At 69.6% G+C, this 21756-nt stretch carries 20 protein-coding genes; 12 read left to right on the top strand and 8 right to left on the bottom strand.

Annotated elements, in window-relative coordinates; genetic code table 11:
* Positions 1–36 precede the first annotated feature (36 nt).
* Genes CFP71_RS29770 through CFP71_RS29760 form a run of 3 tightly spaced genes read left to right on the top strand, consistent with a single transcriptional unit; the run spans position 37 to position 3269 of the window.
* A complete protein-coding gene (locus tag CFP71_RS29770; protein WP_093937280.1) occupies positions 37–1275 on the top strand; it encodes an SLC13 family permease in 1239 nt (412 codons plus the stop codon).
* A gap of 12 nt (positions 1276–1287) precedes the next feature.
* Positions 1288–2061, top strand: coding sequence for an IclR family transcriptional regulator (locus CFP71_RS29765; protein WP_093937279.1), 774 nt, complete (start codon positions 1288–1290; stop codon positions 2059–2061).
* A gap of 32 nt (positions 2062–2093) precedes the next feature.
* Positions 2094–3269: a 4-hydroxybenzoate 3-monooxygenase gene (locus CFP71_RS29760; protein ID WP_093937278.1), complete on the top strand. Its 1176-nt coding sequence runs from the start codon at positions 2094–2096 to the stop codon at positions 3267–3269.
* A 16-nt stretch (positions 3270–3285) separates the two neighbouring features.
* On the opposite strand, the gene CFP71_RS29755 is transcribed toward CFP71_RS29760, so the two are convergent.
* From CFP71_RS29755 to CFP71_RS45100, 3 genes are all read right to left on the bottom strand, one after another.
* A complete protein-coding gene (locus CFP71_RS29755; RefSeq protein WP_093937277.1) occupies positions 3286–3771 on the bottom strand; it encodes a hypothetical protein in 486 nt (161 codons plus the stop codon).
* Between the two features lie 329 nt (positions 3772–4100).
* Positions 4101–5279, bottom strand: a complete 1179-nt coding sequence (locus tag CFP71_RS29750; RefSeq protein WP_093937296.1) for an HNH endonuclease signature motif containing protein — start codon at positions 5277–5279, stop codon at positions 4101–4103.
* Positions 5242–5904 (bottom strand): hypothetical protein, encoded by a 663-nt coding sequence (locus CFP71_RS45100; RefSeq protein WP_244199884.1) that lies wholly within the window; start codon positions 5902–5904, stop codon positions 5242–5244. Before CFP71_RS45100 ends, CFP71_RS29750 begins: the two co-directional genes overlap by 38 nt.
* Positions 5905–6016: 112 nt before the next feature.
* On the opposite strand from CFP71_RS45100, the gene CFP71_RS29740 reads away from it, so the two are divergent.
* On the top strand, positions 6017–6658 hold the full coding sequence (locus tag CFP71_RS29740; protein WP_093937276.1) for a TetR/AcrR family transcriptional regulator: 642 nt from the start codon (positions 6017–6019) through the stop codon (positions 6656–6658).
* 234 nt (positions 6659–6892) lie between these two features.
* Here the strand turns inward: CFP71_RS29740 and CFP71_RS29735 are convergent, their stop codons facing one another.
* Complete coding sequence (locus CFP71_RS29735; protein ID WP_093937275.1) at positions 6893–7459, bottom strand: TetR/AcrR family transcriptional regulator; 567 nt, start codon at positions 7457–7459, stop codon at positions 6893–6895.
* Between the two features lie 80 nt (positions 7460–7539).
* On the opposite strand from CFP71_RS29735, the gene CFP71_RS29730 reads away from it, so the two are divergent.
* Positions 7540–8451 carry an SDR family NAD(P)-dependent oxidoreductase gene (locus CFP71_RS29730; protein WP_093937295.1) on the top strand — a complete coding sequence of 304 codons (912 nt, stop codon included), beginning with the start codon at positions 7540–7542 and terminating at the stop codon, positions 8449–8451.
* Here CFP71_RS29730 and CFP71_RS29725 read toward each other — a convergent pair.
* Both CFP71_RS29725 and CFP71_RS29720 read right to left on the bottom strand, forming a co-directional pair.
* Positions 8441–9832, bottom strand: coding sequence for a PepSY-associated TM helix domain-containing protein (locus CFP71_RS29725; RefSeq protein WP_093937274.1), 1392 nt, complete (start codon positions 9830–9832; stop codon positions 8441–8443). The genes CFP71_RS29730 and CFP71_RS29725 overlap by 11 nt on opposite strands.
* A 115-nt stretch (positions 9833–9947) precedes the next feature.
* Positions 9948–10493 (bottom strand): hypothetical protein, encoded by a 546-nt coding sequence (locus CFP71_RS29720; protein WP_244199883.1) that lies wholly within the window; start codon positions 10491–10493, stop codon positions 9948–9950.
* Positions 10494–10552: 59 nt separating this feature from the next.
* On the opposite strand from CFP71_RS29720, the gene CFP71_RS29715 reads away from it, so the two are divergent.
* The 6 genes from CFP71_RS29715 (at position 10553) to CFP71_RS29690 (ending at position 17820) form a co-directional block, all read left to right on the top strand.
* Positions 10553–11755 carry an MFS transporter gene (locus CFP71_RS29715; protein WP_093937272.1) on the top strand — a complete coding sequence of 401 codons (1203 nt, stop codon included), beginning with the start codon at positions 10553–10555 and terminating at the stop codon, positions 11753–11755.
* 32 nt (positions 11756–11787) lie between these two features.
* Entirely contained in the window at positions 11788–12792 is a 1005-nt protein-coding gene (locus CFP71_RS29710; RefSeq protein ID WP_093937271.1) for a LacI family DNA-binding transcriptional regulator, read from the top strand.
* A 198-nt stretch (positions 12793–12990) separates the two neighbouring features.
* Positions 12991–14364, top strand: a complete 1374-nt coding sequence (locus CFP71_RS29705) for an ABC transporter substrate-binding protein (protein WP_093937270.1) — start codon at positions 12991–12993, stop codon at positions 14362–14364.
* Positions 14342–15316, top strand: a complete 975-nt coding sequence (locus CFP71_RS29700; RefSeq protein WP_093937269.1) for a carbohydrate ABC transporter permease — start codon at positions 14342–14344, stop codon at positions 15314–15316. The genes CFP71_RS29705 and CFP71_RS29700 overlap by 23 nt, the downstream gene beginning before the upstream one ends.
* Positions 15313–16182, top strand: a complete 870-nt coding sequence (locus CFP71_RS29695) for a carbohydrate ABC transporter permease (protein ID WP_093937268.1) — start codon at positions 15313–15315, stop codon at positions 16180–16182. Before CFP71_RS29700 ends, CFP71_RS29695 begins: the two co-directional genes overlap by 4 nt.
* Positions 16183–16221: 39 nt before the next feature.
* Positions 16222–17820, top strand: a complete 1599-nt coding sequence (locus CFP71_RS29690; protein WP_208636064.1) for a glycoside hydrolase family 13 protein — start codon at positions 16222–16224, stop codon at positions 17818–17820.
* Here CFP71_RS29690 and CFP71_RS29685 read toward each other — a convergent pair whose 3' ends face one another.
* A complete protein-coding gene (locus CFP71_RS29685) occupies positions 17821–19386 on the bottom strand; it encodes a BTAD domain-containing putative transcriptional regulator (RefSeq protein ID WP_093937266.1) in 1566 nt (521 codons plus the stop codon).
* A gap of 139 nt (positions 19387–19525) precedes the next feature.
* On the opposite strand from CFP71_RS29685, the gene CFP71_RS29680 reads away from it, so the two are divergent.
* Entirely contained in the window at positions 19526–19957 is a 432-nt protein-coding gene (locus tag CFP71_RS29680; protein WP_093937265.1) for an organic hydroperoxide resistance protein, read from the top strand.
* A 229-nt stretch (positions 19958–20186) separates the two neighbouring features.
* Here the strand turns inward: CFP71_RS29680 and CFP71_RS29675 are convergent.
* A partial coding sequence (locus tag CFP71_RS29675; RefSeq protein WP_244199882.1) for a helix-turn-helix transcriptional regulator occupies positions 20187–21756 on the bottom strand: 1570 nt, incomplete at its 5' end.

The raw sequence follows: 21756 nt of genomic DNA, 5'->3' as shown, positions 1-21756 counted from the left end.
CGGAGGAGGATTCCCCTGACGGGCATTCCCGGCGAGATGGTGTCCATCGCGCTCTTGCTGATCGTCCTGGCCTTCGCGGTGATCCGGCCACGCGGTCTGCCGGAAGCGGTCGCCGCCGTCCCCGCCGCCGGGATCGTGCTGGCGGCCGGGGCGATCTCGTTCTCCGATGCCCTCGACGAAGTGGCCAGGCTCGCCCCGGTCGTCGGCTTCCTCGCCGCGGTGCTCGTGCTGGCCAAGCTGTGCGACGACGAGGGGCTGTTCCAGGCGGCCGGGACGCTCATGGCCCGGTTCAGCCGGGGCAAGCCGCGACGGCTGCTGCCGGCGGTGTTCGCCGTCGCCGCGGCGGTCACCGTGGTGCTCAGCCTGGACGCCACCGTCGTCCTGCTCACCCCGGTCGTGTTCGCCACCGCCGCACGGATGGGCGCGCGGGCCAAACCGCACGCCTACGCCTGCACACATCTGGCGAACTCGGCGTCGTTGCTCCTGCCGGTGTCCAATCTGACCAACCTGCTCGCCGTGGCCGCGACCGGGATCTCGTTCCTCCGGTTCACCGCGCTGATGACCTTGCCGTGGCTGGCGGCGGTGCTCACCGAGTACCTGGTGTTCCGCCGGTTCTTCGCCGCCGACTTGGCGGCCCGGCCCCGCGGCGGGAAGGCGGTCCCGGCCGGGAAGGTCCCGGCGTTCGTCCTGGTCGTGCTCGGCCTGACGCTGGCCGGGTTCGTGGTCACGTCGCTGCTGGACGTCAGTCCCGCGTGGGCCGCGTTCGCCGGTGCCGCCGTCCTGGCCTGCCGTGCCCTCGCGCAGCGCCGGACCTCCCCCGCCGCGATCGTCAAGTCGGCGAGCATCCCGTTCCTCGCCTTCGTCCTCGCGCTGGCGATCGTGGTCCGCGCCGTCGTCGACAACGGCCTGGACGAGGCGCTCAGCCACCTGGTGCCGACGTCCAGCTCGTTCCTCGCCCTGCTCGGCGCCGCCGCGGTGGCGGCCGTGCTCGCCAATCTGATCAACAACCTGCCCGCGGTGCTCGTCCTGCTGCCGCTGGCCACCGCGGGCGGGACACCCGTGGTGCTGGCCGTGCTCATCGGGGTCAACCTCGGGCCGAACCTCACCTACGTCGGGTCGCTGGCCACGCTGCTGTGGCGGCGGATCCTGCACCGGCACGACACCCGGCCCGACCTGGGCGAGTTCACCCGGCTCGGGCTGCTCACCGTGCCGGCGTCCATCGTGTTCGCCGTCGCCGGCCTGTGGCTCGGACTCGCCCTGACTTCCACTCAGTGAGAAGCTGGGCGCATGCCCGGCAACCTGTCCACTCCCGGCGCCGGCGTGGTGTCACGGGCGTTCGCGCTGCTCGGCGCCTTCGACGTCGACCACCGCGAACTGTCGCTGACCGAACTGGCGAGCCGGGCCGATCTGCCGCTGCCCACCGCGCACCGGCTCGCGCGCGAACTCGTGGGCCTGGGCGCGCTGGAGCGACGCGAGGACCGCTACGCCATCGGCAGGCGGCTCTGGGATCTCGGCCTGCTCGCCCCCGTCCAGTTCGAACTGCGGCAGGTCGCCGCTCCCTTCCTTCAGGATCTCTACGGCGCGACCGGTGCCACCGTGCATCTCGGCGAGCGGGACGGCGGCCAGGTGCTCTACCTGGACCGGCTCTCCGGGAACGCGTCCGTGCCGGTGGTCAGCCGGATCGGCGGGCGGCTTCCGCTGCACGCCACCGGCGTCGGGAAGGTTCTGCTGGCCTGGGCTCCGGAGGACGTCCAGCGGCAGGTGCTGGCCTCGCTGACCCGCGTCACGCCGTACACCGTCACGCAGCCCGGGCGGCTGCGCGAGCAGTTGAAACGGGTCCGGCGGGAGGGTTACGCGCAGACCGTCGAGGAAATGAGCCAAGGCGCCTGTTCGGTCGCCGTCCCGATCCGGGCGTCCCCCGACGGTGACGTCGTCGCGGCGCTCGGGCTGGTCGTTCCGGATCTGAGCCGTGGCCGGGCGCGGCTGGTCTCCGCGCTCCAGGTGGCCGCCGCCGGGATCAGCCGGAGCCTGCGAGTTTCACTGAGCGGAAGCGAGCGCTAGGAGTTCGCCCGAGGCGCGACCAGACTCCGGTCATGCGCACCCCAGTCGCCATCGTCGGCGCCGGCCCGGCCGGACTCCTCCTGTCGCATCTGCTCGATCTGGCAGGGGTCGAATCGGTGATCGTGGAAGCCCGCTCCCGCGAGTACGTCGAGGCGCGGATCCGGGCAGGCATCCTCGAACAGTCCACAGTGGACCTTCTGCGTGCGGCGGGACTCGCCGACCGGCTCGACCGCGAAGGCGACGAGCACCGCGGCATCCATCTGCAATGGCCAGAGGAACGGCACCATCTCGACTTCGTGGACCTGGTCGGGCGGAGTGTCACCGTGTACGGCCAGACCGAGGTGACCAAGGATCTCGGCAAGGCGCGAGCGGCGGCCGGGCAGCAGATCCACTACGAGGTCACCGACACCGCCGTGCACGACCTCGAGACCGACAAGCCCTACGTCACTTTCACCAGCCCGGACGGCATGCCGCAACGGCTGGACGCCGACATCGTCGTCGGCTGCGATGGCTCCTTCGGGCCTTGCCGCACCGCGATTCCCGACGCCGCGAAGCAGACTTGGGAACGCACTTACCCCTATTCGTGGCTCGGCGTTCTCGCCGACGTCGCCCCTTCGACCGACGAGCTCATCTACGCCTGGCATCCCGACGGCTTCGCCATGCACTCGATGCGCTCGGCCACCGTCAGCAGGCTGTATCTGCAGGTGCCCAACGGCACCGACATCGGCACGTGGTCCGACGAACGGATCTGGGAAGCCCTCGCGACCAGGCTCGGCCACGGCCAGGACGGCTGGACGCTCACGCCCGGGCCGATCACTGAGAAGAGCGTGCTGCCCATGCGCAGTTTCGTGCAGCAACCCATGCGGCACGGGCGCCTGTTCCTCGCCGGTGACGCCGCCCATATCGTGCCGCCCACCGGCGCCAAGGGCCTCAACCTCGCCGTGGCCGACGTCGCCCTCCTCGCTCCCGCGCTGGCCGCTTTGCTGCGGGACAAGGACTCCACGCTCGCCGACGCCTACTCCGACACCGCGCTGCGCCGGGTTTGGCGGTGCACGCACTTCTCGTGGTGGATGACGACGATGCTGCACCAGTCGGGCGATCCGTTCGACCGGCAGTTGCAGCTTTCGCAGTTGCGCTGGCTGGCGCGTAGTGAGGCGGGCCGGGCGGGGCTGGCGGAGAACTACGCGGGGCTGCCGATCGGGTTCTGATCCGGCCGGCGTGGATTCAGCGAAGTGGATCGGCCAACAGCACCACTCGATCAACCGTTGGATCGAACCCGAGGTTCGGATGGGCTGGGCTTCCGCCTTCCGGCAGCATCAGAACCGGCTTGCCCAGCGTTCGCCCGATCTCGGCGAAGAAGCCGCAGAGGTTGTCGACGCCGGCTTGGCCCTGCAACTCTCGCAAGTCGACGTCGAAGTCGATCTCCTCGGCAGACATGAGACGGAAGATCACGAGCATCTCCGGAACCGGGAAGACATGGAACTCCCCTACTTCGCCCTCCTCCAGGCGAGCGAGTGCTTCAGCCGCCGGAGGCAAAGGCAGGCTCTCGTCGGCCTGACGGAACTCCCACTGCCAGCCACGCGCCTCGACCAGATCGAATACCGCCTGCCAGTCCTCTGTCGACGCGTTCGGAACGAGCACGTCGGGAAGCGTGCCCATGAAATCAGGGTCGAAGAAGCACTTGACCTCGTCCCACTGAAGATCCGGCATGTGGCCATGGTGCCTGGCCGCTGAGGCGGCCGCAGCCGATTTGTCAGGACTTAGAAGCCGCCGACGTGGCGCCCTCCGATCGTGGTCGACAAGAATCCGCGCTCATCGCCGTATTTCGGCAACGGCTCAGGACGGCAGCACCTCTGGGCTGCTCGGATTACGCAGGTACCGGCCGTGCCAGAGAGCGATGCCTCGGCCCGCAGCGCCTCGCGAGGCGCTGCGCTGGTTCAGATGGGAGCTTTGTCGCCGCGGAGCCGACCAACGCCGCCGCGCTCACCTCGGCATCATCACGCCCGCGCGGAAGCCCGTCGCCGGATTCCGGCAACCGCTCAGAACGGCAGCACCTCCGGCCTGGGTTCGCGCAGTGGTGGCGGCGTGCTGGTGTGGGTCTGTCCGGTCGGGGTGGTGACAGTGAGGCTTCCGTCGGGGTCGAGGCGGTAGATCCAGCCGGGTTCGTCCTTCAGCCGGTGGTCACGAGCGCAGTAGGTGACGAGGTCGTCCACGTTCGTTTCGCCTTGGAACTGCCATGGGATCGAATGGTCGAGTTCGCAGGTGTGGGCGGCACGGGTGCAGCCGGGTCTTCGGCACTCGCGGTCTCGTACCCGGACGAACTCGGCCGTTGCCGCGTCGGGGCGATAGCGCGTTCTGCCCAGGTCTCGGACTTGACCGCTGAGCGGGTCGGTGATGATGCGCCGGAGGACGGTGCCGGCCCCGGAGGCGATCTGGCGGCCCAGCCCGGCCGGGAGGTAGCCGTGCCCGGCCATCTTCACCGGATCGTCGTTCAACCCCAGATAGGTGGTGAGATCCATGTACAGGAACACCTCGGTGCGTTCGGAGACACCACCCTGCCCGCCGAGGAGAAGGTCCAGCGCGATGTCCGCGCGGAGCTGGTCCATCGTGCGCGTGTCCCCCTGCTTCCGCAGTGCCCGGGCTTCCCGGTGGATTCGCTGATAGGCGGCGGTCACCTTCTCGACGGGACCGTCCACCACCTCGATCGAAGCAACACCGGTCTCGCCCTGAGCCATCGACAGGCGGCGGCCTTCCCTGCTCTCGGTCGCGCGTCTCTCGGCACCGGATGGATCGGCCTTCGTGGCCGCGTAACTCGCCGCCTTGCGGACCTGGTCGCTGTTCTTTCCCGGCAACCGTGACTCCAGTACCGCGTCCGCCGTCAAGGAGTCCTCATCGGACAGCCACGCTGTCGCCTCGGCCACCTTCTGCGCGGCGAACCCGCTCACCTCACCGCGGTCCATCACCGACAACGTTCGCGGCAACCTCGACGTCAGCGCCACTCCGGTCGCCACGAGTGAACCGGCGAAATTGTCCACAAGGGACAGTTCCAGTGCGACCTCCTGCACCACGCCGCGCGCACCGCCACGCACTTCGCTCAACCGCGACAGTGCCCGGTACCGCACCGCCTCAAGGCGAGCGAGCGCGACACCGACCTGCTTCGCGACGAGCAAGGAATCCTTGTCATCCAAGGAACCCGCCAAAGCATTGATCTCCTCCATCCGATCCGGATCGGTCAATTCCTCGAGAACGGCCGAGAGTTCGGCCCCAGAAGTAGCCATGCGACGAAGCTACAGCCGACCACCGACAAAAACAGGGCAACCCTTGGGGCTCAACAGAATCATCCGCATTCAAGGTCGACGATATTCTGCCGCGGCCCGTCAGCGGGCCAGACTGAGCCGCCGATCCGTTGCACCACCTCGAAAACACCCGAGACCCGACCAGATCGATACAGAAATGCAGGAACTCACCGGACGAGTCCCGTTCGTACAGCACCGAGTTCTCCCGCAGCTCCGCGGCGAAGGGCAGATCGAACCGGGCTTCGAGACCGTCGTAATAATTCCCCGGAATCTCCAGCAAAGGCGCGCCACTTTCGCGCAGGTTACGCGCGACGGCGAGATTGCGGGCGAAGCCGGTCGCGTCCGTGTTGTGCCCGGTCGTCAGCCCTTCGTGGAACACCACCGTGTTCACCGCGCCGAGCGCCGCGGCGTCGGGCGCGAGCTCGTCGAGGTCGAGCCGACGGTAGAGATAGCGCAGCCCGAGTTCGTCGGCCTCCCGTTCGTGCAGCGCCGCGCTCAGCGACGGCCCGATGCCGCTGCCGACCAGGCCGATGAGGTAACTGGTCACCAAGCCTACCGAGTTAATATACGAACCAGTGAGTCCACTGGAGCGCGAGCGGGCCGGGACGAGAAGGGCTGCGCTAGAATGAGGCCCCCACCGGCGGTTCGAAGGGAGTCAGGTGGCCGCACCGTCGTCCGAGGTCGAGCGCCAGCGCGACAAGGAACGCACCCGCGCCGAAATCCTCGCGGTGGCCACCAGGGAGTTCGCCGACAAGGGGTACGCCGGCGCGAGGGTGGACGAGATCGCCGCTCGCACGAGCACCACCAAGCGGATGATCTACTACTACTTCGGCGGCAAGGAGCAGCTCTACATTGCCGCGCTGGAGCGGGCGTACGCCACCATCCGCGCCCTCGAACAGGATCTCGACGTCGACCACCTCGAACCCGAGGACGCGATCCGCCAGCTGGCCGAACTCACCTTCGATCACCACGAGGCGAACCCGGACTTCATCCGCCTAGTGAGCATCGAGAACATCCATCACGGCGAGCACATCGCGCGATCCGAAGCCTTGTCCGGCATGGCGAACCCCGCCCTCGACGTGCTCACCCGCATCCTCGACCGCGGCCGCGAGGCCGGCCGGTTCCGCGACGACGTCGACGCGCTCGACGTGCACATGGTGATCAGCTCGTTCTGCGTGTTCCGCCTCGCGAACCGGCACACCTTCTCCGCCATCTTCGGTCGCGACATGCTCGACCCCGCGCGCCGCGCCCACTACCGCCTGATGCTGGGCGACCTGGTGATCGAGTACCTGACGGCCTGAAATCCCGGCTCTTGACAACAGGCCTCCTCCTCCGCCCCGAAGCTGCCCGTCGCCGCGCTGCTCGCGATCCCCTTCCCGGCCGAACTTTCCGACCGGATCAGCCGCAAACCGGTGTTCATCGCGGGCTGCCTCGCCTGCGGCGTACTGATCTTCCCGTACCCGTGGTCCATTTCGGACGGTTCCTATCCGCTGATCTTCACCGTCGGCGTCCTGCTGTATGGCGATCGGACCGGGTCAGAACCCCGGCCAGCCTCGCCGCAGGAACGCGAACGCGGCGTCCAGCGCGGCCGCCGGATCCGGCTCGACACCCGCCAAGTCCGGGATCTCCAGGACGTAGCGAGCCAGCAACCGCACGGAGAAGCCGTCCTGCCCGCTCTGTTCGGCGATGACCTCCGTGAGCGCGTCTTCGCAGCCCGTCCACAGTGTCCTGGCGTAGGCGCGCAGCGCCGGGGTGGCGACCACCAGCTCAGCGACGCGGCGTGACAGCGGATCGGGATCCGGGTCGAACGGGCCGCGCGTCGCGAGAAAGTCCCGCAGCGCCCGCAAGATCGAAACACCCTCGGCCCGGGTTCGGACAGCGGCGGCCAAGGCCGCTTCGCGTTCGTGCCCGTGGCCGAGGATCAGCGCTTCCTTGCCGCCTGGGAAGTGTGCGAACAGCGTCGACACCGCCGTGTCCGCGGCGTCAGCGATCTCCGCGACGGTGACGTTGTCGAAACCCCGTTCCAGGAACAGCTTCCGCGCCGCTCCCGACAGGGCCTGGCGGGTCGCCGCCTTCTTGCGTTCACGCCTGCCCTGCTCCATGAGAACCAGCTTACATCGGAATCACTCCGAAAGTGAAGCAGGTGTATCTTCGAAGTGACTTCGACTTCGAGGAGTACGACATGACCCACTGGGACGTCCACCACCTGCCGCGCGCCGACGGCAAGACCTTCCTGGTCACCGGCGGCAACGCGGGGATCGGCTACTTCGCCGCCGAACAGCTCACCGGGACCGGCGCCACCGTGCTCCTCGGCAGCCGGGACGCCACCAAGGCCGACGCCGCGATGGCGTCGATCCGAAGCCGGGTCCCCGACGCGAAACTCGGGCACCTGCGACTCGACCTTTCCGGTCTCTCGTCCATCAAGTCCTCTGTGGACAGCCTGGAGATCGGGCGGCTCGACGCCGTCGTCTGCAACGCGGGCGTGCTCCTGGAAGACCAGCCGAGGCGTGAGACCACCGAGGGTCACGAACTGACGTTCGCCACCAACCATCTCGGCCATTTCGTCCTGGTGCACCACCTGATGCCCCTGCTCGCGGCGGCGGACGCCGGACGCGTCGTCACCACCGGCAGCTTCGTGGGCAAGTCCGCGGAACTCGACCTGGACGACCTCCAAAGCAAGCGCGACTACCAGCCCAAACGCACCTACGCGCGCTCGAAGCTGGCGCAGATGCTGTTCGCCTTCGAGCTCGACAGGCGGCTGCGCGCGGCCGGGAGCAGCGTGCTCAGCGTCGTGGATCATCCCGGTGGCGCGCTCGACTCCCTGACCCCGTCGCGGCCGGTGCACCCGGCACCGGGCGGACGGAAGTTCCCTGCCGGGCTTCTGTTGCAGGGCAAGGAAGCCGGAGCCTGGCCCGCCGTCCGGGCCGCGCTCGACCCCGCCGTGCGCGGCGGTGAGATGTACGGCCCCCGGGTGTTCGGGCTGCGCGGTGAACCCCGTCGCGAACCGGTTCGCGGAAAACTCGCCGACACCGAGCTCGCCGCCCGGGTGTGGGCGGCGAGCGTCGGCCTCACCGGCGTCGAGGTCACCCGGTGACGTCGGTGGATTCCGCTTTGGACCCGCGCCCGGACCGCAGGCCCAGCAGCAGGTCGATCACCAGGAACGCCAGCAGGCTGATGCCGAACAGCGGCACGAACCAGCCGATCGCGGCGGCGAGGACGACGAGCCCCGCCACCAGGGCGGGCGGCGCCTTCCGCCATTGACCGCGCGGGATCGGCCGCCCGAAGGTCAGCCCGGTGGCCCGGGTCGGCCTGCGCCGCCACCACATCCGGTAGCCGAGCACGACCAGCGTGACCAGGCCGCCACCGAGCAGGAGCAGCGCGATCTGGTTGGGCCAGCCGAAGAGCACGCCCATGTGCGCGTCGATCCCCCAGCGGGCGAGCTTCGCCATCAGCGGGTAGTCGGCGAACCGCACCTCGCCCAGGATCTGTCCGGTGGTCCCGTCGACCGCGACGGCGTCGACCTGCGTCGGCCAGCCGCGCTCGACCTCCGCCACCTGCCAAGGAGCGCCGGGTTTGGTGGGCAGCCCGATCTCCACCGAGGGCGCGTCGATCCCGGCGGCCCGGGCCGACGCCAGCATCGCGTCCACGCTCTCGGGCCGCGCGGGCCCCGGGGCGGGCGCTTCCCCGTGCCCCGCGTGCCCGGCGTGTTCGTCCCCGCCGGTCACCTTCAACGCCGGGGTGGCCCAGCCGAGCGATTCGCGCAGCGCGGAGACGTTCTCGCCCGCGTACGCCGACCACGTCAGCCCGGTCGCGGAGAGGAACAGCGCGCCGAGCAGCACCCAGAGGCCGACGGATCCGTGACGGCGCACGGACTTCCCGCGAGCGGATTCGGTCTTCGCCGCCTCGTTCCGGCGGGCGCGACGGCGGCTCACCCACAGCACGAGACCGCCCAGCGCGACCACCCACAGCCACGACGCGGCGAGTTCGCTGTAGAGCCGTCCGGGTTCACCGAGCAGCAGGTTGCGGTGCAGCTGATCGAGGGTGGTCCGCAACGGCAAGGCGCCGCTCGAGCCGTACGCGACGAGATCGCCGCGCACCTGCGCGGTGGCCGGGTCGACGAAGACCGCGCGCCGCTCGGACTCGCCGAGTCCGTCCTCGGAGAACAGCACGCGGGTCGTGTCGCCCGGTTCGGGAGCGGGACGGACGGCGACCAGGTCACCGCCGGGGTTGGCCGCTTGCGCCGCCTTGACCTGGTCGGCGAGCGAGACCTGGTTCAGCCCGACGGGTGCCCGTAGCTGATCGGCGTAGATCCAGGACTCCATCTGCGGTGTCGCCGCGTACAGGACACCGGTGAGGGCCGCGATGAGGACGAACGGTCCGACGAGAACGCCGGCGTAGAAGTGGAGCCGGAGGAACAGCCCGCGCCAGCCGGACGCGCGCGGCGGGCTGGAGGTCGGTTCGGTTTGCGTTGCCATGAGGGAACTCCTGAGGCGTCGGTGGGGAGGCGTGCGCCTGCGCCGCGCGCCGGAAACGGTCACGGCGCGCGTGCTGGGCCCTGCCGCGACACGGGTCTCGGCAGGGTTTCGGGGATCAGGCGAACGACACCGGCGAGCCGCGCCGCGAAAGCACGTTCCGCAGGAGTGCCTCGGTCGCGGGGAACTTCACCGCGAGCGGGACACGGATCCGCAGCGGGGCCGTCGCGGGCCGGGGCGTGAGGCGGCGCGGGAGGACCGAGGCGATCAGCGTCATGAGGGCGAACAGGACGCGCTCGGCGCCGGCCAGCGCCGTGACCACCACCAGGGTCGCGACGGCGTGCCCGGCCGCCATGGGCAGGCCGTTGCCCGGGGGTTCCGCGTGATGGGAGTGCGACTCCCAGGTCAGGAAGGTGAGCGAGGCGTGCATCGCCGCTTGTCCGCCCGCCACCAGGCAGAAGATGGCGAGCGGGCCGCGACGGCGTCCCGCGAACGCGTAGGCGACCCAACTCAGCAGGGCGACGAGCAGGACGACCACGCCGAGATCGGGGACGCGCCCGCTGGTGCTGGCGTGGGCGCCGGTCGCCAGAATGCCGGTCAGCACCCCCACGACCCCGCCACGGAGGCGCCTGGCGGGGCCTCGGGTCGGGGTCGTCGTGCGCACGGGAGGCAGAGTAGAGCGCGACCGGGCGTTCTGTCGCGGGTCAGAAGAAGGGATTCGGCTTGAAGTACCACAACAGCCTGCCGTTCGTCCGGCTCTGGACCGGCAACACCGCGTCCGGGCTGGCGACCTGGGCGCTGCCGTTCATCCTCGGCCTGGCGGTGCTCGAACGGTCGCTTTCCGCCGTGGACCTCGGGATCGTCCTGGCCGCGCGGACGGCGGGATTCCTCGTGGCAGTCCCGGTGGCCGGGGTCATCGCCGACCGGCACTCCCGTCGCCGGGTCGTGCTCTGGGCCGGCCTCATCGCAGGTCTCGCGACACCCTTGATCGCGGCCGGCATGGGCCGGTCCGTGCTGCTGACGGCCGCGGCGGCCGCCGTCGTCGGAGTCGGGCAGGGCGCGTGCCGCCCGGCCTTCCAGGCGCTGACCGCCGAGGTCATCGCCGAGGACCGGCGACAGCAGGCCAACGCGGCGATGACGCTGGCCGTGCGGGTCACGACACTGGTCGCGCCCGGACTCACCGCGTTGCTCTCGCAGGTCGCTTCGACGCCGGCCCTGGTGATCGGCACCGGGGTGCTCTGGCTGGGGACGGCGCTGATCCCGCCGAGAGGTACTTTCGCCCCGGCTCCGACCGGCACGAGGACCCGTTTCTTCGGCGAGTTCGCCGATGGTCTCCGTGAAGCCCGCCGTCACCCGTGGTTCCTGGCCGGGCTCGGCGCGCTGACCGCCGTGATCGCGACCGGCTACTCCGCCACCGGCGTCGTGCTGCCGCTGGTCAGCCGCGACCGCTACGACACCGAAGCCGTCCTGGCCGGCGGGCTCACCGCGTACACGCTCGGCGCGCTCGCGGGCGCCGTCGTCATCGCGCGCTGGCGTCCGAAGCGGCAGGGCTGGGCGGCGCTGATCGGACTCGGCTTTTACGGCTTCGCGCCGCTGAGCCTGCTGTTCCCGGTGCACCCGGCCCTGGTCATCGCCGCCTACGCCGTCGCGGGGCTGGGCATCGAACTGTTCAACGTCCCGTGGTTCACCGCGACCCAGCGGGAGGTCCAACCGGGCAAGCTCGCCCGGGTGTCCTCTTTGGACTTCTTGTTCTCCTACGGCCTGGCACCCGCCGGGCTGGCGTTCATCGCGCCCGCGATCGACGCGTTCGGGGCGGCACCGGTCCTGGCGGTGTGCGCCATCGTCTGCTTCGCCGCACCGGCGGCCGCCGCCCTCGTTCCGTCTTCTCGCGACTTTCGCGCCACCGCACCGATCAAGAGTGTCTAGTTCTTGCGCTCACTTGCGGTAAAGTTTCAGCCATGACGCGTCGTCTTGCCGAAGTCGCCCGCAAGGTCGGGGTCAGTGAAGCCACGGTCAGCCGGGTGCTCAACGGCCGGTCCGGGGTTTCCGCCAGCACCCGGGCCGCCGTCCTCACCGCGCTGGACGTGATGGGCTACGAACGGCCGACCCAGCTGCGCGGCGACCGTGCCCGCCTGGTCGGCCTGGTCCTCCCCGAACTCCAGAACCCCATCTTCCCCGCACTGGCCGAGATCATGGGCAACGCTCTCGCCCAGCAGGGCTTCACCCCGGTGCTGTGCACGCGGACCGCGGGCGGTGTCTCCGAGGCCGAGTACGTCGAACTGCTTCTCCAGCAACAGGTTTCCGGTGTCGTGTTCGCCGGCGGGCTCTACGCCCAGGCCGACGCGGTGCACTCCCACTACCACCATCTCGCCGAGCGCAACCTGCCGACGGTGCTGATCAACGCCGCCGTCGACCACCTCGGGCTGCCGCAGATCTCGTGCGACGACGCGGTCGCCGTCGAGCAGGTCGTCGGGCACCTGAGCTCGCTCGGGCACGAGAAGATCGGCCTCGTCCTCGGCCCGACCGACCATGTGCCGTCCCAGCGCAAACTCGAGGCGTTCCGGGCCTACGCGGGGAAACTCGGGCTCCCCGTCATGGACGAACTCGTCGAGCACGGCATGTTCTCCATCGAAGGTGGTCACGCGGCCGCCGCCCGGCTGTACCCGCGCGGCGCGACAGCCGTCCTGTGCGCGAGCGACCTCCTGGCATTGGGCGCGATCCGCGCGGCCCGGCGGCAGGGACTGTCGGTGCCCGAGGACGTCTCGGTGGTCGGCTACGACGACTCGGCCTTGATGAACTGCACCGACCCGCCGCTCACCACGACCCGCCAGCCGATCGAGGCGATGGGCCGAGCCGTGGTGGAACTGCTGGTCAAGCGCATAAACGGTGGCGAAGTGGCGGCCGAGGAGCTGCTGTTCGCGCCCGAACTCGTCGTCCGGGGCTCCACCGCCCGCCACATTTAGCCGCCTACTGGCGGAAGTACGTGAAGGCCCCCTTCATTGCGTCTAGCGCAGCGAAGGGGGCCTTCACGTACTTCGAGACGGGCGAGCTCTGTCGCAAAGTTGCAAGTTCTCATCGAGTTATTGCGTTAATCCGGGCTTTCACTTTAGAGTGACCGCAATCACGTGACAGCCGTCGCGATCCCGAGATGAGGCTTGAAGATGAGCAGCACTTGGTCCCCCACCGTGCGCCGCCGGATGTTCTGCCTGCTCGCCGCGGGCGGGCTCGTCCTGGGCGCGGCCGCCTGCGGTTCCGGCTCCGGTGAAAGCACCGGGGGCAAGGTCAAGATCACCGTCACCGGCCAGCCCCCGACCAGCCAGCCGTTCGAGCGCGGCGTGTTCGACGCCGACGTCAAGGAGTTCGAGGAGAGCCACCCGGACATCGACATCGAGCCGCACGAAGGGTTCATGGACCCGAAGACGTTCTCCGCCAAGCTCGCGGGTGGGCAGCTCGAAGACGTCTACTACGTCTACTTCACCGACCCGGCGCAGATCATCACGCGCCGTCAGGCCGCCGACATCACCGAAGCGGCGAAGAGCCTGAAGAATTTCAACGACATCAAGCCGGAACTTCTGGACAACTTCCGGGGGTCCGATGGCAAGCTTTACGGCCTGCCGACGATGAACTACAGCATGGGCCTGCTCTACAGCCGCCCGCTGTTCCAGAAGGCCGGGCTAGACCCGAACAAACCGCCGCAGACCTGGGACGAGGTCCGCGAAGCCGCGAAGAAGATCGCCGCGCTGGGCAACGGCATCGTCGGGTACGCCGACTACAGCAAGAACAACCAGGGCGGCTGGCATCTGACCGGCTGGCTCTACTCCATGGGCAGCGAGGTCGCGCGCAAGGACGGCGAAAAGTGGGTCGCCGCGTTCAACAACGACAAGGCCAAGGCCGCCCTGAACCAGCTTCGCGCCATGCGCTGGGACGACGACACCATGGGCAGCAAGCAGTTGCTCGAAGCCCAGGACGTCCAGCGGATGATGGGCGCGGGCCAACTCGGCATGTACATGGCCGCCCCGGACAACGTCCCGGTGCTGGTCAAGCAGTTCAACGGCAAGTACGAGGACTACGGCGTCGCCGGGATGCCGGGTGGCCAGGGCACGCTGCTGGGCGGCGAGGGATACATGCTCAACCCCAAGGCCTCGCCGGAGAAGATCAAGGCGGGCCTGGAATGGGTCCGCTGGAAGTACCTCAACCCGGAGCGCTTCGAGAAGCACGTCCAGCAGTACGTCGACGGCAAGCAGCCGGTCGGGCTGCCGGCCGAGCCGACGCCGGACATCTGGCAGGGCGCTGTCCGCGATCAGCAGCTCGCGGTCAAGACCAAGCACGCCAACGTTCCCGCCGAGAACTTCGCGTCCTATGTGGACGCTGGTTCGCGCATCAAGGGCAGCATCGAACCACCGAACGCGCAGCAGGTGTACGCCGTCCTCGACAGCGTGATGCAAGCGGTGCTCACCGATCGGAACGTGAACGTCGATCAGCAGCTGTCGTCGGCCGAGTCGAAGGTCAACAGTGTCCTCGCCCAGGTCAAGTAGCGTCCTCGACTGGCCCGCGACAGCGTCGTCGCGGGCCCGTCGCCCGGTCGCTTCCGCGGCCGAACGCCGCCGGACCCGCCTTCGCCGCAAGATCAAGGAAAACCTCACCGCGTACGGGCTGCTGTGCGCCGCGCTCGTGGTGTTCGCGCTGTTCTCCTGGTACCCGATCGTGCGCGGGGTGCTGCTGAGTTTCCAGCAGGTCGACTTCGTCAACCCGCCGGCGTGGGTCGGTTTCGACAACTTCACCCGCCTGTTCGAAGACCCGCTGTTCGGCGTCGCCTGGCGCAACACCCTGCTGTTCACCGGGCTCGCGCTGGTCTTCGGGTTCGTGGTGCCGTTCCTGACCGCGGTGCTGCTCAACGAACTACGGCACGCCAAGGCGTTCTTCCGGCTGGCTGTCTACCTGCCGGTGATGCTACCGCCGGTGGTCACCGCCCTGATGTGGAAGTGGTTCTACGACCCGGGTTCCGGGCTGTTCAACTCCGCGCTCGGCGCCGTCGGCCTGCCCGGCGGCCAGTGGCTCGACTCGAGCGAAACGTCGATGCTGTCGCTGGTGTTCGTCTCCACCTGGGCGAACATGGGCAGCACCACGCTGATCTACCTCGCCGCGCTCGGCACGATCCCCGGCGAGCTCTACGAAGCCGCGGAACTCGACGGCGCCGGGCTGTGGAAGCGGCTGATCCACGTCACGCTGCCGCAGACTCGGTTCGTGCTGCTGGTGCTTCTGCTGTTGCAGGTCGTCGCGACGATGCAGGTGTTCACCGAGCCGTACGTGATGACCGGCGGCGGGCCGGACGACTCGACCGTCACCGTGCTCCTCCTGCTGTACCGCTACGCCTTCGTCTACAACGACTTCGGTTCGGCCAGCGCGTTGAGCCTGCTGTTGTTCGTCGCGCTCGGGGTGTTCTCCGCGCTGTACGTGCGCCTGACCAGGAAAGCGGATCAGTCATGAGGACGCTCGTCTCCCCCAGCACGCTGCGCAGCCCGGGCGGCAAGATCGGGTACGCCGTCATCTTCGGCTGCACCCTGCTCCTGTTCGTCATCGCGTTCCTGTTCCCGCTGTACTGGGCGGTGACCGGCGCGATGAAGTCGCCGCAGGAACTGGCGCAGACGCCGGCGACGCTCGTCCCGAACGAGTGGCATCCGGAGACCTTCGCCGACGCGTGGGATCAGCTCAGTCTCGGCAAGTACTTCCTCAACACGGTCGTCGTCGCCGGTGGCGCGTGGCTGGCGCAGCTGGCGATCGACGTCCCCGCGGCGTTCGCGTTGTCGAAACTGCGGCCGAAATTCGGCAACGTCGTGCTAGGCCTCATGCTGGCGACGCTCATGCTCCCCGCCGCGGCGCTGCTGGTGCCGACCTACGTGACGATCACCGATCTGCCGCTGCTGCACGTCAACCTGATCAACTCACCGGCGGCGGTCTGGCTGCCCGCCGCCGCGAACGCGTTCAACATCTATCTGCTGAAAAGGTTCTTCGACCAGATCCCGGACGAGCTGATCGAAGCCGCGCGGCTCGACGGCGCCGGGCCGGTGCGCACGCTGTGGCGCGTCATCCTGCCGATCTCGCGGCCGATCCTGGCCGTGGTCTCGATCCTCGCGGTGGTGGCCGCGTGGAAGGACTTCATCTGGCCGCTGCTGGTGTTCCCGGACACCGAAAAACAGACGCTGTCGGTGATGCTGCAACGCGTCGCCATCGACATGCCGCTGAACGTGCTGGTCGCCGGCATGGTGCTGGCCAGCCTGCCGATGGTGGCGCTGTTCCTGGCGTTCCAGCGGCACATCCTGGCAGGGCTCACCGCCGGCAGCCTCAAAGGCTGACTCTCGGGGTTTCCACACAACGATTGGGAGGACATTTCCGTGACCGCAGTGGGGCAGTCCGCCGGATGGTGGCGGAGCGCGGCGATCTACCAGGTCTATCTCCGCAGTTTCGCGGACGGGAACGGGGACGGCGTCGGCGATCTCGCCGGGGTCCGCGCGCGGCTGGACTACCTGGCCGAACTGGGGATCGACGCGATCTGGTTCACCCCGTGGTACCCGTCGCCGATGGACGACGGCGGCTACGACGTCGCCGACTTCCGGGAGATCGACCCGCTCTTCGGCACGCTCGCCGAGGCGGAGGACCTGATCGCCGCGGCCCACGCGAAGGGCATCCGCGTGATCATCGACATCGTGCCGAACCACTGTTCCGACGAGCACCAGTGGTTCGCCGACGCGCTCGCGTCGGAACCGGGATCGCCCGAGCGGCAACGGTTCTGGTTCCGGCCGGGCAGGGGGCCGGACGGCTCCGAACCGCCGAACAACTGGAAGTCGCGCTTCGGCGGCTCCGCGTGGACCCGGGTCCCGGACGGCGAGTGGTACTTGCACCTCTACAGCTCGCGTCAGCCGGACTTCAACTGGGACAACCAGGACATCCGCGCGGATTTCGAGGACGTGCTGCGGTTCTGGTTCGATCGCGGGGTCGACGGCTTCCGCATCGACGTCGCCGACGGGCTGGTGAAGGATCCGCGGCTGCCCGACGTCGATCCGGGTGACGAGACACCGTTCTCCGATCAAGAGGGGCTGCACGAGATCTACCGGTCGTGGCGCAAGATCGCCGACAGCTACCCGGGAGATCGGGTGCTGGTGGGCGAAATGTGGCTGCCGGACATGTCACGGGCCGCGCGTTATCTCCGCCGGGACGAGCTGCACGCGGCGTTCAACTTCGACTTCCTGGTGTGCCCTTGGGATTCCGCGCGGTTCCGGGACGTCATCGAGCGGACACTGGTGGCCCACGACGAGGTCGACGCGCCCGCTGCCTGGGTCCTGTCGAACCACGACGTCACCCGGCACGTGACCCGGTACGGACGCGAGGGTGACACCGGCTTCGCGTTCGCCGACCGGCTGCACGGCACCCCGGTCGACCGGGAGCTGGGTACCCGCCGGGCACGGGCGGCGGCGCTGCTGACCATGGCGCTGCCCGGCGGCCTGTATGTCTATCAAGGGGAAGAGCTCGGCCTGTGGGAGGTCGAGGACATCCCCGGCGAACTCCGTCAGGATCCGGTGTGGGCCCGGACGAACGGCGCCGATCCCGGTCGTGACGGCTGCCGGGTCCCGCTCCCCTGGTCCGGCGAAGCCACTCCGTTCGGCTTCGGCACCGGGGGAACGTGGCTGCCCCAGCCCGCGGAATGGCGATCGAGCACGGCGGAGGCGCAGTCCGCCGAACCGGCGTCGATGCTCCGGCTCTACCGCGCCGGTCTGCGCCTGCGGGACGAGCTTCCCGCGCTCGGCCCCGGCGAGCTGGAATGGCTGGCACTGGGCGAGGGCGTGCTCGCGTTCACGCGGGATCCGGGGTTCACCTTCGTGCTGAACTTCTCGGACGCGCCGGTGCCTCTGCCACCGCATCGCGAGGTGCTCATGGCCAGTGCCCCCGTCGAGGACGAACTCCCGACGGACACGGCGGTGTGGCTGCGCACCTGATCAGCGGCCGGTCGTGACCCGGCTGATCCGGCCGCGCATCCGCGCGCGGCCCGCCGGGTCACGCCACCGGAGGTGCCTGTCGAGCACCTCGCGAAGCACGCCGCCGAGGACAAGGCCGTCCGTGGCGGTGTCGACGCAGGGATGGTCGCGGAGCCAGTCGAACAGCTCCGAAGACCGCCCGCCCGGCAGCACGGACCGGAGGAGGTCTTCGGTGGTGTGGTCCGCTTGCGCGCACACGTACAACGCCCACCGATGCGCTTCCGACGGCGGTTTCCCGGCCAGGTGCGTGTACACGGTGTCGACCACGTAGCGCGCCGAGTCCTCGCGCGGTGATCTGCTGACCTCGGCGGCCAGGGACAGCGCGAACGGATTGCCCGCCGCGAAGTCCACAATGGACTCACGAAGTCCAGGATCGACGTCGCGCGCTTCGAGCAAGGCAGCGGATTCGATTTCGCTCAAGGCTTCGAGCTTCCTGAGCCTGATCCGTCCCGCCCAAGCCGGATCCACCAGCAGCGTGGCGTCCGGGCCGTTCCGGTCCGCGATCACGACGGTGGCGTTCGGGGGCAGCTGACGGAGGACCGCGGCCACGTCGCCGGGTTCGTCGAACAGCCGGACGGGTTTGCCCAGCGCGGCCGCGTCGTCGGCGAACTTCCGCAGCAAGGTCGACTTCCCGATCCCGGGGGCGCCGGTGAAGAACAGCACCTCGACGCCCTTGGCCGGCTCCCTCGCGAGCGTCCGCCGGAACTCGGCGCGTTCGCGCTCGCGTCCGACGAACAGGGAGTCCGGCGCGCGAAGCACCGGTGCGCGCTCGTCCTCGGCGCGAAGCACTTTTTCATGCAGTGCCCGCAGTTTCGCCCCGGGCCGGACCCCGAGTTCCGCGTCGAACAGCTCGTGGATCGCCCGGTAGAGTTCGAGCGCCTCGGCCCGGCGGCCGCCGCGATGGAGGGCGAGCAGATAGATCTCGTACAGCGGTTCTTCGAGGCGGTTCCGCTCGATCAACGCCGGTACCTCGGCCATCACCTCGTCGTGCTCCCCGAGCTCCAGGCGCAGCCGGAGCAGCTCCTGGGTGGCGGTCAGCTTCAGCCGTTCCAGCCGCGAGCGCTCGTGTTCGGCCGCTTCGCCCGGGACGCCGGCCAGCGCCGTCCCCGTCCAGAGACCGAGCGCCCGCTCCAGCAGCTGCGCCGCCGTTTCCACCGTGTGCGCCTGACGGGCACTCTCGATCAACCTGACGAATTCGACCGCGTCGACCTCGAAGGAGTCCGGGTCCAGCTGATAGCCACCAGACCGCGAGATGATCGCCGATCCCAGTCCCTGCAAGGAGAGCAGCCGCCGGAGGCGGGAGATGTAGGTGCGGATGACGGCCTCGCCGGTCACCGGCGCCCGTTCGCCCCAGAGTCCGTCGATCAGCTCGCCGGTCCGGACGAAACTGCCGGCGTTGGCGAGCAGCAGCATCAAGACGGCCTGCTGCTGCGGCGAGCCGAGGTCCAGCCGGGTGCCGCCGCTGGTGAAACCGGGCGGGCCGAGCACGGTGAAGCGGTACCGGACTTCCTGCGGCAGGGGCGACATGACCGAAAAGTTAGGCGCGCGACGGCACCCGCGGCGACCGTCGGACGACGTCGTCGGCGTACGTCGTCCGCCCATGACGTACAGGAATGACGTCGTCCGACAGGCGCCGAGGTCAGGGCCGGATTCCTACGGTTGTGGCATGTCTGAAACCACGTACACCGCCGTCGCCACTTCGACCGCGGAAGGCCGCAACGGCGGCCGGGCGACCTCCGACGACGGCGCGCTCGACGTCGGCCTCGCCGTGCCGAAGGCCTTCGGCGGCGCCGGCGACGGCACGAACCCCGAGCAGCTGTTCGCCGCGGGCTGGGCGTCCTGCTTCGTCGGCGCCGTCCGCCGCGTCGCGGGCGTCAAGAAGGTGCCGCTGAACGACCTCGCGGTCGTCGCCGAGGTGACGCTGCACCACGACACCGACGCGGGCGAGTTCCACCTGAGCGCCGCGCTGCACCTGGAGGCGACCGGTATCGACCAGGCCACCGCCGACGAACTGATGCGGGGCGCGCACCAGGTGTGCCCGTACTCGAAGGCGACGCGGGGGAACGTGGAGGTCACGCTGGACGCGACCGTCGCCTGAGCTCTGAGCTCTGAGCTCTGAGCCGGGCCGGAGACCTGACTCGCGTGATCAGACCCGGATCTCGCGTGCTCAAGGGCGGAACTCATGTGCTTGAAGCCGGAACTCGCGTGATGGAAGGCGGAACTCGGTATGCGGCGTCTGATCACGCGAGATCCGCCTCCAAGCACGCGAGTTCCGCCCTTGAGCACGCGAGATCCGGCTTCAAGCACGCGAGGTCCGTGTCACCGGGTCACGAACCGTCCCTGCCACTCACGGGGCCCAACGCTCCCTTGAGTTCCGCCCGCGAACTCACCCCGAGCTTCGGGAAAATCCGGTGCAGATGCGTCCCCACTGTCCGGTGCGAGAGATAGAGCCGCTGCCCGATCTCCCGGTTCGTCAGCCCCTCCGCGGCCAGCTGCACGATGCTCAGCTCGTGCGGGGTCAGCTTCTCGCGCGCGTCCGGGCCGCGGTTGGGGCTGGACTCCCCCGCGCTCCGCAGTTCACGGCGCGCGCGTTCGGCCCACGCGGTCATGCCCAGCGCGTCGAACGTCTCCCGCGCGGTGCGCAGATGCGCCCGTGAGTCGACGGCGCGCCGCTGCCGTCGCAGCCATTCGCCGTAGGCCAGGTGCAGCCGCCCTCGTTCGGCGGGCCAGCCGTCCAGCTCGGCTCCCAAAGCGGTCTCGAACAGTTCGTCGCTCGGGTCGAGCACCGCGCGGGCGTAGCGCAATCCGATGTGCAGAGCGGGCGCCGGGGTCGACAGGGCCAGCCGCTCCATCTCCGCGACGATCTCCCGCAGCGCCTCGACCTGGCCCGCCCGGATCGCGACCTCGGCGAGCTCCGCGACGAAGTAGACGCGCAGCGCCAGTTGGAAAGCGGGATCGGCGGGGTCGAACAGTCGCCGCAGATCGGCGAAAGCGTCGTCGAAACGGCCTTCGCTCGACGCCGTGATGCCCCTGGCGAGCTGCACCGTCGCCAGCACTGGCCGGGCTCCGGCGGCGAGCCCGGTCCGTTCGGCCTCCTCGGCCAGCGCCTTGGCCTGTTTGTGCTCACCCCGCAGCGCGGCGATCTCGGCCTGGACGGCGGTGGCGAGCCCGTACATGAACGGCTGCCCGGTCTCCTTGGCGAATTTGGCCGCCTCCGCCGCGACCGGCACGGCCGCGGCGAGGTCGCCGAGCCGGACCCGGCTCCACGCCTGGACGGCCAGCGCCCGCGGCAGCAAGCCGAGCCTGCCTTGCGCCCGCAGCCCCGGCGCCGCGGCCGCGGAGAACCGGGCGGCCAGGTCGACCGCGCCGACCTGCAACGAGGCACTGCCGAGAAAGCGGTCGACCTCGGGATCGGTTCCGGTGGTGGCGGCGAGTCCGCGCAACTCGCCGAGCACGGACTCCGCCCGGTCGAACGGCGCCACGTACGCGGCGACGGCGACCAGGCGCGGGTCCGAGTTCTCGACCGGGAGGCCGTCCGCGACGGCCAGCAGCGTCCGTCGCGCCTCCTCACCGGGTTCGGCCCAGAAGCAGCGCATGGCGGCACCCCACAGAACGCGCATCGCCGGATCCGGGTGCCCGTCCTCCGCGACCGACTCGGCCAGCCGCGCCAGTTCGCCGACCCGGGAGAGATCCTCGCGGACGCCGTCTTCGAACCCGCTGAGCAGCCAGCTCGCCGTCGACCGTTGCCGCGGCGTGAGCTCTCCCCCGCGCGCGTCCCGGACGAGGCGTTCCGCCGTCTCGCGACCGCCGGATTCGACGGCCAGCTCGGCCGCGCGCAGCAACCGGTCCGCCCGGCGTTCCGGATCGGCGCTCAGCCGGGCGGCCTGCTCCAGTGCG

The sequence above is a fragment of the Amycolatopsis thailandensis genome (genome assembly GCF_002234405.1).
Lineage (GTDB): Bacteria > Actinomycetota > Actinomycetes > Mycobacteriales > Pseudonocardiaceae > Amycolatopsis > Amycolatopsis thailandensis.
Note: the sequence above shows the minus strand (reverse complement) of the source record. Positions and strands in the feature narration are given on the sequence as shown.